Origin of the sequence: Aquimarina acroporae, assembly GCF_023195925.1 — a bacterium.
Classification (GTDB): Bacteria; Bacteroidota; Bacteroidia; order Flavobacteriales; family Flavobacteriaceae; genus Aquimarina; species Aquimarina acroporae.
The window spans coordinates 27,697-51,861 of the sequence record NZ_JALPRE010000011.1 but is presented as its reverse complement, the minus strand read 5'-3'; the positions used below and the strand labels follow the sequence as shown (position 1 = coordinate 51,861).

Sequence of the window (24,165 nt, the reverse complement as noted above, 5' to 3'; positions counted from 1 at the left end):
AATATATTATGCCAGAAAACCAGTTATATCCCGTAGTTAGTGATATTGTAGCACTAGATAAAATTCCATCTGAGTTTGAAGCCGTAAGAGAAGCAATAGAAGCGGTTTTGGGTGAAGTGTATTTTAAAGACCTGGTCCTTGGTAAAAGCTACCATGGCGAAGCAGGATACTATACACTTACACTTATATCCTTAAAACCTTTGGGGGTAAACATTCCTTTTGTGAATGATCTAAAACTGGTTATTAACCCATCAAATGATGGCACCATGACCGAAGTGCCAATCTCTTTCGATTATAGCTGGGAAGTGCTTAAATATTTTAGTGCATTTTCATTCGATAGTTTTGATAATGCAATAGGTTCAATTTTTGAAATTCTGCTAGAACTAGCAGGAATAACCAGAGAAGAGCTGTTAAATGAGGTGTTAACCACGTTTTTTGAAGATTTCAATGCACTAGAGAGTTTTATTACACAGTTCAATACCGACAATAGTACCAGTCTTCAGGTGGAGGCGAATCAATCAGAAAGCAGTCAGTTATCAAAAATATTACACCAGATAGATGAGAACGATATTGATTTTGTACGATATATCATTACAAAATATGTTGAGGTAGGAACTTATGAAGAAGGTTTTGATAGACTTAAACAACTTCTTAATAGGTGGTATGGTGAATTATCTTCTAATTTTTCAGAAATTATAAAGATAAAATTTAGGTTCTCAATGCCTCAGGTAAGCTTGGGACTACTTTTCCCAAGGAAATGGCTAAAGCCTTTGGATGAGAATTATCAACCTTTACCTGAGCCAGCCCAAACGACTTTAGAGTTTAATGTAGGGGCTTTAGAATATTCTACGCAAAGTGGTTTCGAATTCAGAAAAGAAAATAACCTTTCACTTACCAGATCTGAAGTTGCAAATACAGGTTTGATTGTAGAATTCAGCGGTCTTAAACTTGATCTTAGCAAAGATTCAAACGTTCCAGAAGCGACGGCCGATGGTCGTGGTAACGATTTTAAAGGGGTATATGCGCAATATGCAGCTGTTACCCTGCCTGCAAAATGGTTCGATAACGAAGACAATCACCCAGGTACAACAGGTAGATTGGCAGGGTACGATTTGTTGGTGGGTACCGGCGGGATATCAGGTAAAATAGCACTCGAAGTCATAGAAATTCCTCAGGGAACAATAACCGACTTCTATTCAGATTGTTTCTCATTTCAATATCCGGTCGCTATAACTTCGGGAGGCACTTCAGTCCCCATAGAAGATTACAGTAAATTATTGGTGCATCTTAACGATCTTGGTGCAGCTGCATATACCTTTGATCTTCCGGTAACGGTGATACGAAAAAACGGTACTGTAGAGCAAATAGATTCTCAAACTGCATTTTCTAATCTCTTAAACGAATGTGAGGCGAACGAACTTCCTCCCAGATTAATCAAAAAATTTGGTAAGGCCAAAGGATTCGAGATATGGTTTACCTCGTTCGATATTTCATTTAAGCAAAGTAAAGTCATTGAGTCTAATATTGCAGGAGGACTTAAAATTCCGGGACTTAAAGATGGAAATGGAGATACTGCAGAAGTAGAAATTGTAGGCCATATGGATGATGAAGGAGATTTCTTCATTACCGCTTCAGAAAAAGATGGTTTTCAGCCAATTAATATTCCACAAGTATTAAAAATATATATACAATCTATAGAGGTAGGTAAAGAAGGAGACGATTTCTTCCTGGGTACGATGTGCGAGCTTGAGTTTACCAATCCTATTATGAAAAAGCTATTCTGTAATTCTCCATCAAGAATAGCACTACCCAAAATGCGTATTTATAGCGACGGGAGTTTTGAGATTGTAGGTGGGGCTATACCGGTACCAACAAGTTTTAGCCTTTGTCTTGGTCCTGTGGATATAAGTGTAACCAATATCAATTTTGGTTCACATCAGAGGGAGTATGGTGGGCAAATGCGTAAATATAACTATTGGGGATTCGATGGAGCTATAAGTGTAGATCCGTTAGGGTTTGATGTTCGAGGAGATGGGGTAAGATACTATTATACGGTAGACGATGGAGAAGGGAAACCAAAAGACTCTTACATTCATATCAAAACCGTATCGGTAGATCTTATTATTCCCGGTAATGCTAGTCCGGCATCGGCAACAGCGATAATCAATGGGTATGTTTCGATTCCAGAACCGGGTGTGTCTAAAGAATATTCTGGGGGAATATCGGTCAAATTGCCGAAAGCTAAGATAGCTGGTAGTGCCGAAATGCGTTTTATTCCAAAATACCCAGCATTTATTATTGATGCTTCTATGCAGATTCCGGTTCCTATACCCATAGCGGCAACTGGTTTGGCGTTTACAGGATTTAGAGGTTTGCTAGGATTTAGATATGTGGCAGAAAAAGAAGCCGTTGGGCTTACTTCGGGAGAAGATACCTGGTATGATTATTATGTATATCCTAGAAGAGGAGTAAACATCCAAAAATTTAGCAGTCCAGAACAAACAACTCGATATAAAAACCCAGTTTCGATAGGAGCTGGAGCTACGATTAGCACTGCCGAAGGAGGTACCATATTCTCTACCCGAGTAATGATATTATTATCTATCCCAAGCTTGTTTATGATCGATGGTAGAGCAAGCGTTTTATCAAAAGAATATGGTCTGGACGATTCTGGGGAACCGCCATTCTTTGCATTTTTGGCCTATGGAGATAACTCTATAGAAGCTGGTATCGGTGCCGATTTTAAGCTACCACAAAATAGTGGTGATATTATTCGATTATATGTAAATATTCAGGCAGGGTTTTTCTTCAATAATCCGTCAGCCTGGTATATCAACATTGGTACACGACAAAAACCAAACGAGGCTAGAATATTAGATCTTGTTACCGTACAAGCTTATCTTCAACTATCTGCAAAAGGTATTGAAGCCGGTGCTAGAGCCGAGTTTAATTTTAGTAAGCGTTTTGGTCCGGCCAAAGTAAAAGCATGGCTGTTTATTGAAGTTGGAGGGAAAATAAGTTTCGAAAGGCCTCAAATCGGTGGTTATATCGAAGCTGGAGGAGGCCTAGAGGTGAGCTTCTGGGTACTGCGCATAGGAATATCGTTCTACGCCATATTCTCAGCAGAAGCACCAAAACCGTTCTTGATCTATGCCGAGGTACGTGTGTGTGGTAGAATTAAGATAGGATTTATTAAAATTAGAAAATGTATTACTGCCAAAATCAAATGGGAGAAATCTAAACGCATAGACAAAACACCGGTGCCACCCTTATTACCAGAGCAGGCAGAAGAATTGGTAAAAGGAGTAAGTATGCTTACTGGGGAAGGTTTTGAGCTTCAGAAAATTACCGCTGGAGTTACCGGAAGAAATAGTGCATTCGATCGTTCTGTATTGCCATTAGATAGTTATATCGATATCAAATTCACCAAACCCGTATTGCCGGGAGCGGTTCGAAAGCTGGGAGGAATAAATAATGCACCTGTTGGATATACAGACCTTATTCCGCCGCAATCAACAGTTAAAGGAAATTCATTACGACAAGTAAAGCATAAATACGCGATTAAAGAAATGAATATTCAGGCTTGGGTGAATGATTCCGGATGGGAAGATTATCATCCTTATGAAGCTGTGGCCAAAGGAGCCGATACCAATGTGAATTTTGGAAATCTAAAAGTAGGGCATTGGCAAAAAACTGGAAAAGAATACAGTAAAATACGACTGTTGGCCGATAATCCATTCTCTTTTACAGAACAAGGTGAACCAGGATGGTTTGTACCAGAACAATTGGGTATCACTGCCTCATCATTATTTTGTCAAAGTGAAGTGCGCAGAGCACAATGTGCCAACTGGTTAAACAGACCTGTTAAACGACGTTATTATGTGCCGTTAGTGAATCCTAATTTTTTCTATCAGCAAAAAGGACTGTATTTTCAAATTGAGGGAACTCCATTTTTAGGAGATGGAATCAATTATTTCAGAAGTGAATATGCCGAAATTTCAAATGCGCATAGCCCTTATGATTTTGGGAAATCCCTTAAAATAGACAATACAAATTCGATCGTATTAAAATTTCCGAACCCATCAAAGAGGGTAACCATGAAATTGACCAGTACGGCTAGAGGGGTTAATTTCAGATTTTATAAGGCAGTTTCTTCAGAAGATTCTAACCTGGTCGCCTATGAGTTACTACCCAACGGCGAGGTGTATAAGTTTTCAGCAGAACTCTATAAGGAATTTACCTTCGAAAGTGAAACCGATTCGATTTCAAAAGTAATTATTGATCCAGAAACTTTTAACGAAGAGGAGATCAATCGCATTCGTGAAGAAATAGAGGCATTATTTAGCATTACTTATGATGAAAATATGGATGGAGGTATTGCTAATGTCAATATAGGTGCTCCAAATGATAAAGATACCTATGATCAATTGCTGTCTGAGCTTGAAGAAGCTAAAAGAAAAGCTTGTAGTGCAACCTTACCACCGCCAAGAGGTATCGGAGCAATGCAACTTGAAAATACATTTATTGTGGGTGTAGATGCGTTTAATAGTGGAGGTATAAATTATGATACTCAACCTCCTTTTATGCCGTCTGAAGGTGAAAAATGTTATACCCTACTGCATGAAGTATGTTGGTTGTCTGTAGAGGATTATGAATATAATATCAATATACCGCAACAAGATGCGATCGAAGAAGATCTGCAGGAGAGTGTAAATGCAATTTCTAAAACTGTAGACCCAATTTGGAGACCAAATACCAAGTATAGAATTCATTTTAAGTTGTCTGATACGGTAGATAATGAAACCGAACACGAATTCGATTACTATTACGGGTTTAGAACAGCAGGACCTATTGGGCATTTCCATATCGATCCTAAAGCAAATTATGGTGATAGTATTGCGAATCCGGACCAGTATCCGTTAACCTCATTACGTAATTATATCGATTACAATAGATCGTATCCTAATGCCAATGGTAGTTTGTTGCAGGCAAAACCTTTGTTTTATGGTACCGAAGGCGGTAATAATGAGATTGCTATTTTCTTTACAAGACCATATGTGTATCATATGCTCACCAATTGGGAATCGTATAAAGGATTACCGGCACTTACCAGTGAGATGCAAATTATTGTTAAGGATCCAATAGAGAAGGTTTCGTTTAGCAATCCGCCGGAAACGGTAGAAGAAATTGAGGCGATCCCGGGCACTACTGCGGCGTGGACCGAAGATACTTTGCCACTCATGCCCGAGCACCACCAGTTTATTGCCAATATGCTGGAGCGATACCCCGATAATTGTGTAGGGGTATTGGGTGAGGCCATTATACCAAGAAGTTTCAAGCGCACGATAACCATTACCAACCTGAAACCCAGAAAAATGTACACAGCTATTGTAAATAATATTTTTGAAGGGAAGACTGTACCTGTGCATGATTTTGTATTTCAAACGTCGAGATATAAAGATTTTACCGCTCAGGTAAATAGCTATTACCTAAAAGGTGAAAATGAAGAAATACGACAAGCGTTATTTGATATTCCTATTCATGTAACGACTTCAGAATTGCGAGCGGCGTATAGCACGGTAGTGGGTAGTCCAGATGCTGCAAGTACCCAAAAAGAGACCGATCAACTGGATTGGTTCGATAGGGTTACCGAAGGGATTTTAAAGATACCACCACTAGATCCACCAGTTACTACAGAAATTAATGTAATTAAAAATACCAATGGTACTATAGTAGGCATTTTGGTGCGTAATCCAGAACCCTTTAATGATCCTAAAACACCACTGGATATTATAACAGGAACAGAAAACCAAAGTCAACAGGCTTTTGCAATACTTAATGAAGACGGTACCGTAGATAACGATTTTAAAATTTTGTATGCCAAAGACTATGCCCAATGTATCATTATGAAACAAGAAAATACAACAATACAAATTACAGAACCATTACTCGATTTTAGGTTTAAATACCTGCGTTGGAACGGTAACCAATATGAGGTTAAAGATGAAGTAGTAGTAAGTGATGTTTTAATTAATAATACACTATAGGAAAATGGGGTTTGTTAAAAAAATAAATGTTGATAATAAAATAGTAAGGACTGAGAAGTTATTGCGCTATCAGAATTTTTATTACCTACTTTCTAGGGAAGCGGTAACGCCATTTCAGGATTTGTATTTAATTAAAACTGATTTAGAGTTCAATGTTCTTTGGTCTAAGAGGTTTACGGGTCATGCTATTATCGATATTGTGCTTAGTATCGATGGTGGCGTGATATGTGCAATGCCTAGAGAAGCACCATTTTCAATTGTAAAATTTAGTTCTACAGGATCTCAAGTTTGGGCGAAAAGTTTAGATATAACGGTTTCATCTACTACACAATCTACGACTATTAGTAGTCTAGAGGATGGAGCATACGTAATTTTTAGCGATCCAGATATTGTAACTTTTAATGATAATGGAGTAATTATCGCCAGTAAAACGGTAAAACTTATTGCAAATAGACAGCAAAAATTAGTTGTGACCTCAGCCGGAAATGGAAAAATTGTTGGGTATGGTTATTTTTTGACCAGTAGGGATGACACGATAGTAGAGGTAGGGTATATTACAGTTTTTGATAAAAACCTTAATGTTATTCATCAAAAACAAATTTCAACACCAAACCATTTTACTTTTTGGGGAGGAAGTGGGCCCAGTGTATATGTAAAGGAAAATATAGCATACTTTACAAGAAGTTTCTTTGTTGAATCAGGAGAAACTTATAAATTATTATGTGCTCTCTCTTTACAGACTTATGAAGTCATAAATTCCAGCGTAAAAAAATGGTCTCCGATTGGTCTATCTACAACCTTTTCTATAGGTGACAGTGGAGTATATTATTACGATGAAGATACAGATAGAAATGTATTGGTGCATAAATTTGATCTAAACTTAAATTACCAGTGGACCAAAAGAACAGAGCTTCAAAATGCTTCGGTTGTGTTACTTCCACAACAAAACAATGATGTAATCATATCTGTAGTTTACTCAAGATTAGACAAATTTAATAACTCGTTAGTTTTAACAAATTTAGATTCTGGAGCAGATGATTGTTTTGGTATATTTTCTTTTGCCAATGTAAGTGTTGAGAATTTCAATGTGTTGGTTGAGGATAAGTCTTATGAAATTTTAAGTTTAAGCACTCAAATAAACAATAATACCCCGTCTGTATCTAATGTAACTACTTCGTTACTTGAGCAAGTATGTCCTGAGCCAATAATACCTAGTATAACTAATAGTACAATAACCGCCAATCCCAACAGTATAGAGGCCAATGGTTTGTCGACATCTACCATTACAGTACAATTAAAGGATAGTGCCGGAAATAATATTACTACTGGGGGTAGAGCGGTTGCGATGACCACATCAAAAGGAACATTAAGTATCGTAGTCGATAATAGCGATGGGACATATACAGCCACATTAACATCTTCGATATCAGAAGAAACTGCTATAGTTTCTTTTACTATAGATGCTGTTGCATCTCCGAACACTGTCGAGGTTAAGTTCATTGCAATCATCACTATTAACGAAAACACCTATCTTCAATCGCCACATATTTATTTACAGGCAGCCGGTTCTACAGGGGCAGATGGTAGCGTATCAGGGGTGCATTTACGGTGGATGTTTAAAAACAAATTGGGAGAGCAACACTTACCCAAAGGAGATTATGCTGCAAATGAATTAAATTTTAATAAACCAAATGATTATGTAAAAGTATATCGCGCTCCCTATCTTAAAGAGCAACTTACAATAGATTTAGCTACTACACCTACCTTGGTCGATGATCAAAATACCTTATGGATCTATCGCATAGATAACAAAAAGTATTTTGTGCACTTTAGAGATCAGGTGACCTATCAAACCATACGGCAGACGATTAACCCATTATCGGGCAGTTCACTAGAGTTCATTAGGCAGTATGGAAATAAATTAATAGAAATTGAAAGTAAGGATGAGTTGGTATTCTCTGCAGAACTTACAGTAGTAGATACGGTACCCAATAGCAATCTAAAAACAGAACTATTAGCGGTAGATGACAATAAATTAAGCGCCTCTAAAAATATTGTTGCAAGAAAAACATTTATGTCGGCCGGTTTATCAAATACTTATCAGTCTGCCGAAAATATACGAAGTGTTAGATATGTAGCTACCAATTGTGTGGTTAAAGAAATAAGATTAGAACTCTATAGCATCACGATAACCAAAATAAATGAATCTGACGGCTGGGTAGAGCTAGGAAAATTTGCATTGACCAAACAAGATACCGAAGCCTTTACCAGATTGGAGAGTTCGGTAAATGCTGTCAATGGCAAATGGCCAAGATTTAATGATGGTTGTTTTGTAAATCTCGATAATTACAAAAATCGCTGGAGTGGAGCACAAGAAGCTGGTGATAGAAACCTTAAGGAGATTGTTGATAAATATATAACGTTAAGCGATCAGGGACTTAACCCTAGAGCTCTTGAAAATATAAGCTACTCAGAAACAGTAGATGGAGAAACCATTTCAGATTCGATAGAAATCTCTAATCTGGATATGCTATTTATTGCCTCTTTAGATTATCATATGGCTCGTATGTTGGGACTTGGGTATCTGGATACAGAGGTCAATAATGATACCCAAAAGTATATTTACATGACCGAATATATGACCAGCGGGAATTTAGGAGATGGTCTCGGCAAAAGAGATGTACAGCATTTATATGTTTCAATGCCTACTGGAAGACAAGATGAGCGCTTGCCAATTTCTATCGATTTGAAGCCGCCAGTACCAGGGGTTCCTAAAAGAGATGGAGAGGTAACTATCGGACTTACCGATGCCCAAGGATATACCAATTCAGGGAAACAACGTTATATCACTTTATATGCAGAGGAGTTAAAAGACTATCATACACAAACTTTCTACGAAACCGAAGAAGAGTTTAATACTTCTCAGCAAACCACTCCGGTATATGCCGGAATAGAATACAAAAAAGAAGGGGAAACCAGCTGGAGAAGACCAGAAATTTCCAGTACCATCGAATATTATAATGCCCCGATCTCTGGGCAGAACCCAATTCCTGAAACAGTACCGTTAAGTATTCCTGAAGCCGAAGAATCTTTGTTTGTACATCGTGAGACCGAAGAGGGAACACATCTGTATAGTTCCTATGGCATCAATTGGTTTAGCCGTTCGCAACAAAGTGGTATTAGTCATTCGATAACTACTACTTTTAAGCCTGACAATAGACTACTCCCACCATCAGGAATTAATGCTGTACATATTGTAGAAGAAAGACCATTTGTGCTCACATCGTTTGATGAGCAGGTAATGTTAGAAGCCAATACCAGGGCAGATAATACTATGGTAAGGTTATTATTCGATTATAACAGTGAGCAAGAATTGGTTTCTTATAAGGTTACCGAAGAAGATGAAATTAAATATCCCGACCTATTAGATCCTAATGCTATATTTAAAGATAGCGATGAGGTATTTGCCGAGGAGATAGAGCTTTTCTTTAGAGATGAGGTGCCTCAAAATGTAACAGGAAAAATAAAAAGTGTTACTACAGATCCCGACAATGAAATTTTGGCTGTGGTTATCACCGAATCTTATCCATTACATAGTACAGGAGAAGAAGTAATTCCTGTAATTCCTTCGGGAATGTCTCCTTCACGTTTTGTTGGTGGAGTTTTGGCTGCGGGGAATGATCAGTTTATCATCCATAGTGTGACAATAGCTCAGGGAGCAACACCTACCTTCGTAGTATACAAAAAAGAGATTACCGATGCGATACAGAATAGTATCGCTCCCAACCCCAATGCAGCGCTTCAAAGTCCAGAATCTGGTGGAGGTTTTATGGCCATAGAAAATATGTTGTCACCTTCAAGTTGGGGAGCAAACAATCCTAATTCTTTAAAAGTTCAAGTGCCTAATTGGCCGGTTCATAGAGAAATTATTCTTCAGCCTGGGGCAGATACCAATCTAGAGAAAACTGTTGAGAAAACAAGAGGTATTTGGGAGGAGAATGCCAAAATAACCGAGGTGCTTCAAGCAAAATCGGTGAGTGATACCAATGAGGTTACTGAGCAAATTCATAAGGGGATGTACAAAATTGAGCTCAATCAAACACTGGCACAACATCCTCAGTTTGCAACCAATGCTAATTCTGTAGAATGGTATGGGGGTGCTATTAGAATTCATGCTGCTTCAGATCCCAATGGGCCGAGAAGAATTCTTAAAATTGTAAAACTAGAAAACGTAGGTACAACCGATAATCTGGTGGTATATGCTATAGATGAAACCTTTCAACCAGTAACAGAACAAGGTTCAGATGTTGTTATTAGTTATGCAACAGATAATCCTATTGAAACTGGTAATACGGTTTCAGTAAATGTGTATCCAGGATATCGTTTGTACTTGTATGCAGATAGCAATTGGGGATTAACCAAAGAAAATTTAGTGCCTGATGAAGGCGAGGGAATCAAATATTCAATATTTGGTTTGCGAAGTGTTGATAGAAATTACACTAATGAATCTGGTGACTTTTATAAATCTCAAATCGGAACTCCAGGGATGATGTTTACTCAGGAGATCACCGATCCTCTAAGGCCAGAATTACCAAAAGGAGCATTATATGCTACCAGACCCGATAGTTTTGGGAAAGCCACATATACACTTACCACAGAGTTTAAACATAAACCGCATTCGATTATCTACTATAGAGCAGATGATCAAGCGATTTTAAATACGCTATATACCGCAAATACCGTAATTACTGTGAAAGAAAAATTGGCATCATTCGGAAAAGATGTGTATTTCTCAAGTAGATGGAATAATTTACTTGGCTTTGATTATACATATGCGGCTAATGATCCTGTAAATGAAGATGGGCAATTTGGAATATACCCTCCTTTTAATGATGGATATCGATTACCAAATCCAGATAACCCAGCGTTGTTCTCGATTATTAATGCTGATATCAATAAGTTTAATACAGAAAATAATCAGAATATATCAAATGTAACTGCAGGTAGCCTCATGCCGGGCTCTGTTATTATTCCAGGGGGTGATGATGGAGAAGATACTACTCTTGCAGATTATATCAAACTTGTGGTCTCAAATGCCTTTGCTCCTTTAACAGAGGTTCCATTGTTATTTAGTAAAATAAAATCGCATCCGTACCAGCCTATTAACAAAAAGCAGGTGATACGAGATCGTAATGGTAAGCTCTTGAAACCTACAGAACCAGATTTTGATGTAGCACCAATGGCTAAGAAGGTAGGAACTCGAGAAGTGTTATTTACAGATTTTACTCTCGACGGGACATCGAACAATATTTATTTTTACATGACACGAGAAATGGCAAATACATTGCAAATGAGTGATTTTAGCCCCGTTCTTGGTCCAATTAAACTAGTAAATACCAAAGCTCCCGAAGCTCCCGAGATTAAAAGGGCAATACCTGTATTGGCATCTCAAAATTTCGAATTACAAAAGATTGCGTTAGATTTTGTCGATAATAGTAATGTAGAGGTTAATAACGTGAATACCATAACCAAAATTTCAAACGACAATTGGGATGCGGGTGTTGCTAGTAGGCAAATTTTAAAAGGAAATGGTTACGTGTCTTTTCAAAGCACAAATGCCGGAGCTGCTATGGTAGGATTTTCAAGAGTTAATAGAAATGACCATTTCAATACAATTGAATATGCCCTTTATGCGAATACAACAAACCAACTGTTTGCATATCGTAATGGCCAAAATATTAAAGAAATAGGAGACTATGATGAAAACTCTGTTCTAAGAATAGAACGAAATGGAAATAAAATCTTGTTTATAAAAGATAATTTTCTGTTGTACTCTTCTAAGATGGAAACCATTCCTGAGGGATTACTGCTAGACATTGCTATGCATAAAAAAGATATGGTATTATCGAATATAGAACTATACAGTGATGATCAATACTACACTCAGGAAACACTAGAAAAAACCACTATTCCACTTACGTATTCGAATCTTGATAATATCGAAATTGAATCAAATACAATTACCAAAATTTTTGGAGACAGTGCATGGGATGCAGGAGGAAATACAGATCAGTATGTACCTTTTTACGGTTCTGTACATTATAAGGTTTTAAATAATACCAATGTTATGCTTGGTTTAGCTTCGTATAATGAAAATTCAGGAATCGGAGATATCGATTTTTCTTTGTATGCAAAAGAAGATGGATATCTATATGTGTATAATGATGGAAATCAGATTGCAAAGTGTGTAACGTATGATGAAAACAGTCTTTTAAGTATTGAAAGAAGAAATTCTGTTATTCTCTTTAAGAAGAATAACAGGCCCTTTTACGATCTTTCAATCGAAGATAATATTCCTTTGTTAGTCGATTTTTCTTTGTATCAATTGGGGAGTAAAATTATTGATCTTTCCATCTGTAAAACTGAAAAATTAAGCAAGAACCTTACTCCTTCATTAAGTACAAGTCCAGCTCTCTCTATAGAGTTGAATAGCTATCAAAAAGAACAAAATATTACTAAGGTAAGTCTATATAGAACACTTGATCCTACAAATTCTTTGTCTATAAGAACTATGGATTTAGTAAAAACAGTTGATCTTACTTTAGACAATCAAATCAACGAAAGTATTTGGGGCATAAAAGATGAGTTTAGAGACCTTGATTTTGTTCCTTATGGAGATCCATTGTTTTATAGAATTACAGTTTCCAGAGAAATAGAATATGCAAAAGATGAAGGAGGAAACTTAATCGTAGTTACAGAATATGCCCCTTCCGAACCTTCAAAATTATTAATAAGTAGTATTGTTGAGTCTTCCAATCCCAAGGCGCCGGAGCCAAAATATAGTTTTGACATGTCAAGTGATACAAGATTTATAGAGACGGTCATTTTGCGATGGAGTAAAAAAGCGCATAACGGGAAGTACTTTGTTTATAAAATGAATACTCAAGGAAACTGGGTTAAAATTCATGAAGTACTCACAAATGAAGAAGATGTACAATTATTGCTATCTGAAACTTCCTTGCAAACGGGAAGTTTAGAAATACTAGATGAAAATTCACTACCCAAATACCATCACTTTAAAGTAGATGTTGAGAATTCGGCAGGAATGCTGAATCTTAAAAGCAACGTACTTACTATTCCTGGAAATACAGGAATTGAACAGGATGAAGGTGTGGGTAGTATGATTATAGAAAATACAAATCTAATTCGATAAAAAGTTATACCATGGAAAGAAGCAGAAACGAGCTAAAAAATCGGTTTAAAAAAGGGGATAAACCTACAGAACAGGATTATGGAGATCTTATAGATAGTTTCTTAAATCGATTAGATGATGATTTTGTGGCTAGTTTACCTGATGCAACAACTACACAAAAAGGTATAGTAGAGCAAGCTACTTTAGCCGAGGTAGAAACCGCTACAGATAGCACCCGATTTGTAACACCAGAAGGTGCAAAAAGGGCTGTAGATAGACATGCGCCAGTTAAAAGTGTTAATGGTAAAACAGGTGCCGTAACCATTGCAGAATATCAGGAAGAAGATAGTGGTTGGCAAACACCTGTATTATTAAATAATGTAACCAATTATTCAACAGCATTCCAAGGTGTACGGTATAGAAAAAAGAATAATATTGTTTTTATAGAAGGGATGATCAAAGGTCAAACGGCAGATAATAATACTACAATTGTGGTTTTTAAATTACCAACAGGATATAGACCATCGAAGCAATTGGTATTCACATGTACAAAGACTGGAAACGTTTCTATACGTATTGATGTGAAATCTAATGGAGATGTAACCTGTTATAATTTTGGTGCTTCTTGGACCAGTATATCAGGAATATCCTTTATCCCGGGGTAGGGTATAATAGTACACATACTCTGTATTCCAATTTAATAATTCAAAAACAAAAAGATCATGGCGATAAAATCAAAAAATACACTCAAAACTTATTTCGAAACAGGTGATATACCTACAGAACCACAATTTGAAGATCTTATTGATAGTCTTAGACATTTAAATGATGGAGAGTCTATTCAATCTTTTAGCACCGATGCTTCTGGAAATATAGTGATTACTTTATCTGATAATAGAACTATAACTATAAAGCAGGTTAATGAGGCAAATTTTGTGCGCAAAGGGGTAGATGCACATCAATCATGGAATGGTCAATACCTTATCTTTAGTTTTTCTGATGCCAATAATGTAGATGCTATTAGTTATAATGATACAGATAATAGTTTTCACTTCAATGCAGATACGGCCAAAACCAACATATTGGCTAATGCTAATGTTCATGCTGGAGAATTCCGAATTGTAGATAAGAATACCAGATTAGCAAGAGGGAATTCTAATGCTATGAGAATAAAAACAAATCATGGTTATGTCGATATGGGACCACAAAATACAGGTTGGTCTCATTTTAGTACAGATCGAGCTAATTTTTATTTTAATAAAGGAGTACACTCTCATGGGGATGTTAGGCTTTACAATAAAAATACCTATATGCGCTATAGTGATGGTGCAATTTTGGAAAACGGAGTACGTGTAGCTACTCAAAATTGGGTAAATGCTTTTTTTGTAGGCACAGGTTCTTCGGCCAAAGCAAAAGATAGTGATAAATTAGATGGTCTTGATAGCAGCGCATTTCTAAGATCAAATGCTAATGACACTTTTACAGGAATGTTATCCGTGGGATCTACCAATAGCAGACAGGCAGGAATTTATGGTATATACGATTCAACCAAAATAGGTCATATTTGGTCAATGGGAACAGCTTATAAAATTGCTGCAAATGGGTCCAATTTTGGAAATATGTATGGGTTTGCGTACAAGCATACCAATAATGCTACCGGAGGAACCATGGCAGGGGGGCATCAAGCTGTTTGGTGCGATAACGGAAACCCTAGAGTTGCTATAGGAAGTAATATCTGGACAGCAGGAGATGTATTTGCCAATGGTTCCTATTACTATGGAGATGGAAAAAGAATTATTCAATTTAGTGATGGTTGGTTAAGAATTAATCCGTCAAACAACTTTACTTCCGGTATTTACTGTGGTTCAGGAAGGTTAAGAACCGATGGGCAGTTTGAGGTTGGTTCAAGCGGTAGTAAGTTTAAAGTTACAAGTGGAGGAACAGTTACATCGGCTGGAAGTATTACATCGGCAGGTAATGTATGTGCCTATTCAGATAAAAGACTTAAAGAAGCACTTAAACCAGTTAAGGAGAGTTTTCTTGATAAAATTGACCAGTTAAAACCTACATATTATCAATGGAAAGATAAAACCAAAGAACAGGCCCAGCAATTAGGTTTTATTGCACAAGATGTGATGAAAGTATTCCCGCAATGGGTGCAAAGAAGTGGAGATCATTATGCCATGTCTTATGATAAAATGGGAGCCGTACTTGCGGTAAAAGGTATACAAGAACTTCGTGCAGAGATCAAATCGTTAAAAGAAGAACTTAAAGAATTAAAGCATGGCATTACCCACTAGTGGAAAAATATGTATTGGGGATATTCTTCGGGAAATGGGGAGGCCCACAAATACCAAAACAGATCTTAATAGTTTAGCAAGTCAATGGTATAACCAAACCAGAAAAGCCAAGTTTAACAATACGAAACATAAACTTAGTGATTGGTACGGTGAAACTTGGTCAACAGTAACCTTATCTATAAGTCCAACTAGGTACAACGGGAATTATCAAGCTGCTAGTGTTAGAATTACCGTAACTACTAATTCTGCATGGTCTGTTCATAATCTTATTGGGAGTGGTGGTTCAATACCGGTAGGAGAGGGCCAGGGGTTTGGAAATGGTTCCTTTACTATTAGATTTGGTTCCAACCCATATACCTCTACAAGGGTAGGAGAATACGAAGTAAGAACCGAAGGGCTCCCTGTTTATTCTGCTTCTTTTAATTGGTCACAAACCGGTCGTTCTGGAGGAGGTGGAGGTGGTCCTATAGAAGATCCTATCGATGCATGTTTTGATTTAAAATCCGTAGTACAATTGGCAAATGGTAAAACAAAATTGCTAGAAGAAATTGTAGAGGGCGATATATTAGTAGGTTTAGATTTTCCAGATAGAATAGATGCTTCAGAAGGAGATTATATGCAGTGGATAGGAAATATTAAAGATGCTAAACCGACCAAAGTAAAGGTTAAAAAACTGGCTACCTATGTTGAAAAAAGTTATTACCATATAACCCTCAAGAACAAATCTGTTGTAAAAGTTACTCCAGGACATTCTTTATTAACTACGGATAATGATAAAGAAAATAAAGTTTGTTGGAAAAAACCTCCGCAAATAAAAAAAGGAGATTTTATGGTAGATAAATCGGGAAAATTGATAGAGATAAGAAGTATCACACATATGAAAAAAGAAATTGAAGTAGGGGTGCTCGATGTAGAATCTGTTGATAATTATGTGATATCGGGAATTGTAGCACATAATGCAGAAATTTTAAGTACCGAATTAGTAGATACTCCTATTAAGTAAACGTATAAATAGTATTTTTGAAAGTACTAATAATATATTATGAATAACAATCTTGAATTACTTTCTTCTGCATTGAGAACTGTAGGAGGAAATTTTGATATACCTACATTAGATCTAATATTATCTGTAAAAGATCTTGTCGATGCCAAAGGTACCGATGTTTCGATTGGAGAAATAGGAGCAGTTAGCAATGCCATTGCAGAAAAATATAAATTGAACCAATAGTTCTAGATATTAGGCTTTAAAATGTCTCATGCAAAATTTCCAAAACAATATCAGTGACCTTATAAACTATTGGCTTAGACACCATCCCGAAGATGCCGATATTGATTTAGATGAATTTGGTTGGGCAAAGATTGAAGATGTTCTTACTGCGTTACGCTATAAAGGTTTTGATGTCAAAAGGAGTGATATTATTGTGTTGAATAAAGAGTTTCATCTCCCAAAATGGAAGATTGATCTTGAAAATGATAAAATAAAATCTGCGCATGGTCATTCCATTCTTATTCAATACGAAAGAACTTTACAAATGCCTCCCAAATATCTCTATCATGGCACTGCAGTACAAAATGTAGAAAACATTCAGAAAGAAGGCTTAAAGTCAATGCAACGACAATATGTACATCTAGCAGAAACAATCGAGTTGGCAAAAGAAGTAGGGAGTAGGCATGGGAAACCAACTATTATAGTACTTGAAACCAAAAAACTACTTGATAACGGTTGGATTTTCTATAAGACAGAAGAAAATGTTTGGCTTACCAAAGATATTCCAACTCAGTATTTGAGTTTTAAATCCATAGGTTTATAAATCGAATAAACTAATCACGGCTAAAAAGTTGTAGTTGAGTTATTTGGTAATGATATGCTACAAAAAACAAAATGCTTCTGTTTTGACTGTGAATTTCTTAAAAATTTCTCTTAATTGTAAACAAGAAGCTTGTAGATATCTTTTGGCTGTAGAACAATTTTTCGTGATTATCTATTACACAGGATTTACAATTTTGAACTGTTCTGTTTTAGGAATTAAATCTGTAACAGACGTTTGTATAAGTCTTGCCAATTCCTCGCTCAGTACTTTCTTAACAAAAAAATTGTGAGTAACCAACCCAATGGATCTTACAGGAACAGGATCTTTAAATTCATTGATGCGAGATTTTTCGTTATGATTTAGCAATCTATTAGCCAAATAAGGTAAAATGGTGATCCCTTTTCTAGATTCGGTAATACGAAGGAGACTTTCCATAGATCCACTTTCAAATTTAAAATTACTAGGAGTCTTCATATACTTAGCAGATAATTCGCAGATATCATACACTTGTGTTCTTAGACAGTGCCCTTCTTCCAGCAAACACATTTTTGAAAATTTTAAATCTGGTGGAGAAACTTTAGATTTTGTATTTTCTTCAGTACAATCATATATTAAAAAAGGTTCTTCAAATAGGGGGTATTCTGTTAGTTCTTTGTGTTTTAAGGGCAGAGCCAAAATTCCAATATCCAAGTTTCTTTTTAATAGTTGATCTTGTATCTGACTTGTGTTTAATTCTCGAACGCTAATATTCACCTTCGGAAAATTCTCGACAAAATCTGTAATAAAAAGTGGTAGCAAATAAGGCGCAAGAGTTGGGATAATTCCTATTTTTAAGGAGCCAATCATTTCCCCTTTTATTTCTTGAATTACATTGGTAAGCAAATCGATTTCGTTAACAATGATTTGTAATCTTTCAATGATTTTTTCTCCTTCTTTAGTTACGGTAACCGGTTTGGTTTTACGATTAAAGATTTTAATCCCGATCTCGTTTTCAAACTTATTAATCATTGTGCTCAAGGTAGATTGTGTTACAAAGCACTTTTCGGCAGCCAATTCAAAATTCTTAGAATTTACAACTGCCAATACATATTGGTATTGTTGAATGTTCATATGTAAAGATAATAATTATTTACACTATCAATAATCACATTTATATATTAGTTTTTATCAATGATAAATATTTTAGAATTTTACCCACCAACTTTTAAATTATCACACAATGAGAAAAACACTTTCCAAAATTTTAATGGCCGCAGGTGCTTTAGCTATAACGGCTACAATCGTTCTATTCTCGTCCTTTAGTGGAGAAGATAGAAAAGTAACTAGCAAATCTGAAGGTGGCGGTTGCCCTTTTGGTTTCGATAAGCTAGCTAAGTCTACAGGAGCGGTAACCAATGGCAAACAAAACTCTAATAGAGATTGGTGGCCTAATTCACTTGATCTTACAGTACTGCGCAAAAATGCAATGTTATCAAATCCTCTAGGAGAAGATTTTGATTACAAGAAAGAGTTTGAGAGCTTAGATTATTTTGCGCTCAAAGAAGATTTAAAAACCTTAATGACAGATTCTCAAGAATGGTGGCCAGCAGATTTTGGGCATTATGGTGGATTGTTTGTGCGTATGGCTTGGCACAGTGCAGGAACCTACAGATCTGGCGATGGTAGAGGCGGAACAAGAGAAGGGAAACAGCGTTTTGCACCACAAAATAGCTGGCCAGACAATGCTAACCTTGACAAAGCAAGAAGATTATTATGGCCTGTGAAGCAAAAGTATGGACAAGCAATTTCTTGGGCAGACTTGTTTATTTTGGCAGGTAATGTAGCCTATGAATCTATGGGTTTTGAAACTTTTGGTTTTGCTGCAGGTCGTGTAGATACCTGGGAACCTCAAACAGATGTATATTGGGGATCTGAGAAAAAGTGGTTAGATGACGAACGATTTTCTGAAGACAGAGAATTAGAAAAACCACTTGCAGCAGTACAAATGGGATTGATTTATGTAAATCCTGAAGGTCCTAACGGAAATCCCGACCCAGCCGCTGCCGCAAAAGATATTCGAATTTCTTTTGGTCGAATGGGAATGAATGACGAAGAAACCGTTGCGCTAATTGCGGGAGGGCATACCGTAGGTAAAACGCATGGCAAGGCATCTGAAGAACATATTGGCCCAGCTCCAGAAGCTGCAGGCATCACCGATATGGGACTAGGGTGGAAAAGCAACTATAAATCGGGAAAAGGTCCAGATGCTACGACTTCAAACCTTGAGGTAATTTGGACACAGACCCCAGATAAATGGAGCCATGGTTTTTTTGAAGGTTTATTTGAAAACGAATGGGAACTGGTAAAGAGTCCAGCAGGAGGGCATCAGTTTCAGGCGGTAAACCCCAAAAAGATGTATCCAGATGCTTTTGATCCAAATAAAAAGCATAAGCCTACAATGTTGGTGACAGATATTGCTTTACTACATGACCCGTCTTACCGAAAAATATCTGAGAGATTTTATAAAAATCCTAAGGAGTTTGAAAAAGCTTTTGCCAAAGCTTGGTTTAAACTTACTCATAGAGATATGGGACCCAATACAACATATTTGGGACCAGAAGTACCCAAAGAAAGTTTTGTTTGGCAAGATCCTATTCCTAATGTAGACCACCCGTTGGTAGACTCAAAAGATATTGCACTTTTAAAAACAAAAATTGCAGCATCTGGTTTAAGTATTAGTGAGTTAGTAAGCACCGCCTGGAACTCTGCAGCTACCTATAGAGATTCAGATCGAAGAGGAGGTGCAAACGGAGCCAGAATTAGATTAGAACCCATGGTGAATTGGGAATCTAATAATCCTAAGCAGTTAAAGCGCGTTCTTGCTTATTATGAAAAGGTAAAAGCAGATTTTGATGCTAAAAATGGAGATAAGAAAATTTCTATTGCAGATTTAATTGTCTTGGGAGGATGTGTAGGTGTAGAGGAAGCTGCAAAAAAAGCAGGTTACGAAACAAAGGTTCCTTTTACACCGGGTAGAATGGATGCATCACAAGAACAAACGAGCGTTGAAGGAATGGAACTCCTAAAACCTATGGCCGATGGTTTCAGTAACTATCAACAAACAGAGTACACGCTAACTACCGAGCAGTTGTTAGTAGACAAAGCCCAATTGCTAACACTTTCTGCTCCAGAAATGACTGTTTTAGTAGGAGGAATGCGCGCTATAGGTGCCAATTATGATGCTTCTGAAACAGGTATTTTAACCAGTAAACCAGGTGCCCTTACCAATGAGTATTTCAAAAATTTATTAAGCATGGAGTATGAATGGGAAGCTGTAGACGATAAACAATATTTGTTTAATGGGTTTAAAAGAGGAACAAAAGATAAAGTATGGACTGCAACCCGTGCTGATTTGATTTTTGGTTCTAATTCTGAACTAAGAGCACTATCAGAAGTATATGCAAGTGGTGATGCACAGGAACGATTTATAACCGATTTTGTTGCCGCTTGGAATAAAGTAATGATGTTGGATAGATTCGATATCTAGATATATTATCATAGAATAATTAAAAAAATGGCTTAAGTATTTATCTTAAGTCATTTTTTGTTTACGATAGAGTATCGAAGATCAACAAGTTTAATAGATTAAAACTTCCTTTGATTACCCGTAGAATAAACTTCTTACATAAAAGGATAAAACAAAAAAGTCCAACATTTCTGTTGGACTTTTGCTCCCCCTCTTGGGCTCGAACCAAGGACCCTTTGATTAACAGTCAAATGCTCTAACCAACTGAGCTAAGGAGGAAAATGGTTTTGCAAATATAGAGTGTTTTTCTCTTTTGCGAGTGCAAATATATACTATTTTTTATATCTCGAAAAGATTTTTTTAATTTTTTCTGAAGATTTAAATAATAGTTTGAATAAACTAGTCTTATCTAGCGATTTGAAACCCAAAAAAGCCTTTAAAATATTTTAAAAGCTTTTTTACGATTTGATTTCCCTCGGTTGTAATGAGACCTTTTTATTTGGAGATTATTGGGAAAGGAAATGGAAAAGGAAGTGGTCTTGGAAACGGGAAAGGCATTGGGAAAATAGGTCTCGGAAAAGGAATCGGGTAGATAATATCTTCAATAATTTTTCCTCCATTAATGTTTTTCAATTCATCCTGATTTAAAGTTTTAAGATTTTTCATTTTTTGATTGATTTAGATTACTTAAAGTTTTTATTGTTAACTGGTGTAAAACTAGAACGTAATGATCTCTTATTTTGAGACTTGTATAAAAAAATAGGTCTGCTAAACTAGCAGACCTATTTTTCAAATCTTATAATTTTGAACTATTCAAAAATAGCTCGATATATATCATTTCCGTTGGCAAATAGTAATAATGAAATTAAAATGATAAAACCAACAAGTTGTGCATATTCCATGAACTTGTCATTTGGTTTACGTCCCGCAATAATTTCATATAACAGGAACATTACATGCCCTCCATCTAATGCAGGTATTGGTAAAATGTTCATAAACGCTAATATAATAGATATAAAGGCTGTATTTGCCCAAAATGATGGCCAGTGCCATTTTGGAGCAAAAATGTTTCCTATGGCTCCAAAACCACCTACAGAGGTAGCTCCTTTCTTTGTAAATATAAAAGGGATTTGAGCAATATAATCTCTCAGCGTCCAATATCCAACTTCAAAACCTTTAGAAACACTAGCTACGAAGCCATATTCTACTTTATGTGTCGTAATCGGTTTTTCTTCTAAAGAAGAGTACATAATCCCGATTTCTTTCTTTTTATTCAGAACCAGATCCACATTACTTTCAACACCATTTCTTTCGTAGTTAATTACTACAGTACTATCATTTTTTCTGAAGTTATTAAGTGCATACGCAAGATCGGTTTGATATTGAATTGGCATCCCACCAATTTTTAAGATTTTGTCCGTTTTTAACAATCCAACTTTTTCTGCAGGCCCTTTTTCAAGTATAGAATCTAATTTAAAAGGATATCTGTAGCTGATGGAATTCATTTGCCCAGATTGAAAAATTTCGTTTCCAATGTCTTCAGGTAGTGTAAGAGTCTCAGTACTGCCATTTTGATGTTTAACAGTTACCGTTTGTACATCCCTTAGAAGAAGATATTTTCCAATATCTCTGTCATCAAATAAAGGCTCTCCATTTACTGAAACTAACTTATCACCTTGTTCGAAACCATATTTTTCTAAGGTTTTACTTACACCAAAACCGTAAGTCAAATCGTCACCATTGGCATGAGAAGATCCCCAAACAAAAACAATACACATATAGATGAAGAACCCAAGGATGATATTCACTGTTACACCACCGAGCATTATAATTAGTCGCTGCCAGGCTGGCTTTGATCTAAATTCCCAAGGTTGGGGTGGACCTGCCATTTGCTCCTTATCCATACTCTCGTCAATCATTCCCGATATTTTTACATATCCACCAAGAGGTAGCCATCCGATACCATAAACGGTTTCTCCGATTTTCTTCTTAAACAATGCAAATTTCACATCAAAAAAGAGAAAAAATTTCTCAACTCTGGTTTTAAATAATTTGGCTGGTATGAAGTGTCCTAGCTCGTGTAAAACAATTAGGAGAGATAAACTTAATAGTAATTGTATTGCTTTTATAAAAAATGGACTCATTAGGTCATATTCAAAATTAAATCACGCAAAAGTAACCTTTTAGGAGGTATATTAAAAAAAACTATACCGTATATCCTCAGATTTAGTATTTTTTTAATGAAAAATCGATTTAAAATAACCGAGAATCCTTGTAATTTTGCATCCAGAAAAGAGAATATGCTTCAGTTTTTTTCAAAGTACAAGTTTTTTGCGGTAGTATTGTTTGTACTTTCTGCAATTATCATCAGTATCATATATTCTATCCTCAAACCCAAAAAGGTGTTGCCAGTATATGAACCTAATATGGTGAATACAGAGCTCGTTGATAGTACGGTGCAATACGTTAGAAAATATCACAAAATTGCAGATTTCAATCTTACCAATCAAAATGGTGAAGAGGTCACTCAGGATACCTATAAAGATAAAATTTATGTAGCCGACTTTTTCTTTACAACTTGCCAGACTATATGTCCTATTATGACTGGTCATATGAAAGAAATTCAAGAAAGACTTAAAGAAGATAAAGAGGTATTGTTACTATCTCATAGTGTAACTCCCAAGATCGATAGTGTGGCAAGGCTGAAGAGATATGCCTTGGAAAAAGGTGTAGATGACGCTAAATGGAATTTGGTAACTGGAGATAAGCAACAAATTTATGAGTTGGCCAGGAAGTCATATCTGGCAGCAAAATCTGATGGAGATGGAGGTCCATATGATATGGTACATACAGAGAACTTCGTGTTGGTAGATAAAAAGAAACGTATTCGTGGGTTTTATGACGGCACGAACCCCGAAGATATTGATAAACTGATAGAAGATATCTCTATTTTGAAGTCTGAAAATAAATAAGAAACTATTCTCATATTTTTTGGTTTTTTTATTTTGAAAAATTTAGCGTTTCAAATAGGTTTTTTTCCTTACTTTTGCCTTGTTTAAAATTAATCTAAATAAGTTTTTTGAAGACTACAATCGCCGATCTTAAGATAGGCCAGCGAGCTTTGATAAAAGAGATTACCTCCGATTTAATTCCGCTGAAGCTATTAGAAATGGGTTGCCTTCCTGGAAATGAAGTGCAATTACTTCAAATGGCTCCTTTTCAATGCCCAATATATCTTAATGTAAATGGTAGCCATCTTGCTATACGAAAAGAGGTTGCGGCACAAATTGAAGTTCAAATTCTATAATAG

Annotated in this window: 13 protein-coding genes and 1 tRNA gene; 10 read left to right on the top strand and 4 right to left on the bottom strand. The window is 36.2% G+C overall.

What is annotated here, in order from left to right:
• The first annotated feature begins 8 nt into the window (after positions 1 to 8).
• Genes M0D21_RS15980 through M0D21_RS15950 form a run of 7 tightly spaced genes read left to right on the top strand, consistent with a single transcriptional unit; the run spans position 9 to position 17,350 of the window.
• The gene (locus tag M0D21_RS15980; RefSeq protein ID WP_248331351.1) at positions 9 to 6,047 is read left to right on the top strand and encodes a hypothetical protein; all 6,039 of its coding nucleotides are present in this window, start codon (positions 9 to 11) and stop codon (positions 6,045 to 6,047) included.
• A gap of 4 nt (positions 6,048 to 6,051) precedes the next feature.
• Positions 6,052 to 13,260 (top strand): Ig-like domain-containing protein, encoded by a 7,209-nt coding sequence (locus tag M0D21_RS15975; protein WP_248331349.1) that lies wholly within the window; start codon positions 6,052 to 6,054, stop codon positions 13,258 to 13,260.
• 11 nt (positions 13,261 to 13,271) lie between these two features.
• Positions 13,272 to 13,904, top strand: a complete 633-nt coding sequence (locus M0D21_RS15970; protein ID WP_248331347.1) for a hypothetical protein — start codon at positions 13,272 to 13,274, stop codon at positions 13,902 to 13,904.
• 57 nt (positions 13,905 to 13,961) lie between these two features.
• Positions 13,962 to 15,539: a tail fiber domain-containing protein gene (locus tag M0D21_RS15965; RefSeq protein ID WP_248331345.1), complete on the top strand. Its 1,578-nt coding sequence runs from the start codon at positions 13,962 to 13,964 to the stop codon at positions 15,537 to 15,539.
• Positions 15,523 to 16,542 (top strand): hypothetical protein, encoded by a 1,020-nt coding sequence (locus M0D21_RS15960; protein WP_248331343.1) that lies wholly within the window; start codon positions 15,523 to 15,525, stop codon positions 16,540 to 16,542. Before M0D21_RS15965 ends, M0D21_RS15960 begins: the two co-directional genes overlap by 17 nt.
• A 39-nt stretch (positions 16,543 to 16,581) precedes the next feature.
• Positions 16,582 to 16,767, top strand: a complete 186-nt coding sequence (locus M0D21_RS15955) for a hypothetical protein (protein WP_248331341.1) — start codon at positions 16,582 to 16,584, stop codon at positions 16,765 to 16,767.
• Positions 16,768 to 16,795: 28 nt separating this feature from the next.
• The gene (locus M0D21_RS15950) at positions 16,796 to 17,350 is read left to right on the top strand and encodes an RNA 2'-phosphotransferase (RefSeq protein ID WP_248331339.1); all 555 of its coding nucleotides are present in this window, start codon (positions 16,796 to 16,798) and stop codon (positions 17,348 to 17,350) included.
• A 174-nt stretch (positions 17,351 to 17,524) separates the two neighbouring features.
• Here the strand turns inward: M0D21_RS15950 and M0D21_RS15945 are convergent, their stop codons facing one another.
• Positions 17,525 to 18,460 carry a hydrogen peroxide-inducible genes activator gene (locus M0D21_RS15945; RefSeq protein WP_248331337.1) on the bottom strand — a complete coding sequence of 312 codons (936 nt, stop codon included), beginning with the start codon at positions 18,458 to 18,460 and terminating at the stop codon, positions 17,525 to 17,527.
• A gap of 109 nt (positions 18,461 to 18,569) precedes the next feature.
• Between M0D21_RS15945 and katG the strand changes: the two genes are divergently transcribed.
• Entirely contained in the window at positions 18,570 to 20,876 is a 2,307-nt protein-coding gene (katG, locus tag M0D21_RS15940; RefSeq protein WP_248331335.1) for a catalase/peroxidase HPI, read from the top strand.
• Between the two features lie 184 nt (positions 20,877 to 21,060).
• Here katG and M0D21_RS15935 read toward each other — a convergent pair.
• From M0D21_RS15935 to rseP, 3 genes are all read right to left on the bottom strand, one after another.
• Positions 21,061 to 21,134: transfer RNA gene (locus tag M0D21_RS15935), tRNA-Asn, on the bottom strand.
• 216 nt (positions 21,135 to 21,350) lie between these two features.
• The gene (locus M0D21_RS15930; protein WP_248331333.1) at positions 21,351 to 21,521 is read right to left on the bottom strand and encodes a bacteriocin-like protein; all 171 of its coding nucleotides are present in this window, start codon (positions 21,519 to 21,521) and stop codon (positions 21,351 to 21,353) included.
• A gap of 143 nt (positions 21,522 to 21,664) precedes the next feature.
• Entirely contained in the window at positions 21,665 to 22,999 is a 1,335-nt protein-coding gene (rseP, locus tag M0D21_RS15925; protein WP_248331331.1) for an RIP metalloprotease RseP, read from the bottom strand.
• Between the two features lie 156 nt (positions 23,000 to 23,155).
• Between rseP and M0D21_RS15920 the strand changes: the two genes are divergently transcribed.
• Complete coding sequence (locus tag M0D21_RS15920) at positions 23,156 to 23,827, top strand: SCO family protein (RefSeq protein ID WP_248331901.1); 672 nt, start codon at positions 23,156 to 23,158, stop codon at positions 23,825 to 23,827.
• A gap of 107 nt (positions 23,828 to 23,934) precedes the next feature.
• Positions 23,935 to 24,162 carry a FeoA family protein gene (locus tag M0D21_RS15915; RefSeq protein WP_248331329.1) on the top strand — a complete coding sequence of 76 codons (228 nt, stop codon included), beginning with the start codon at positions 23,935 to 23,937 and terminating at the stop codon, positions 24,160 to 24,162.
• Positions 24,163 to 24,165: the final 3 nt, after the last annotated feature.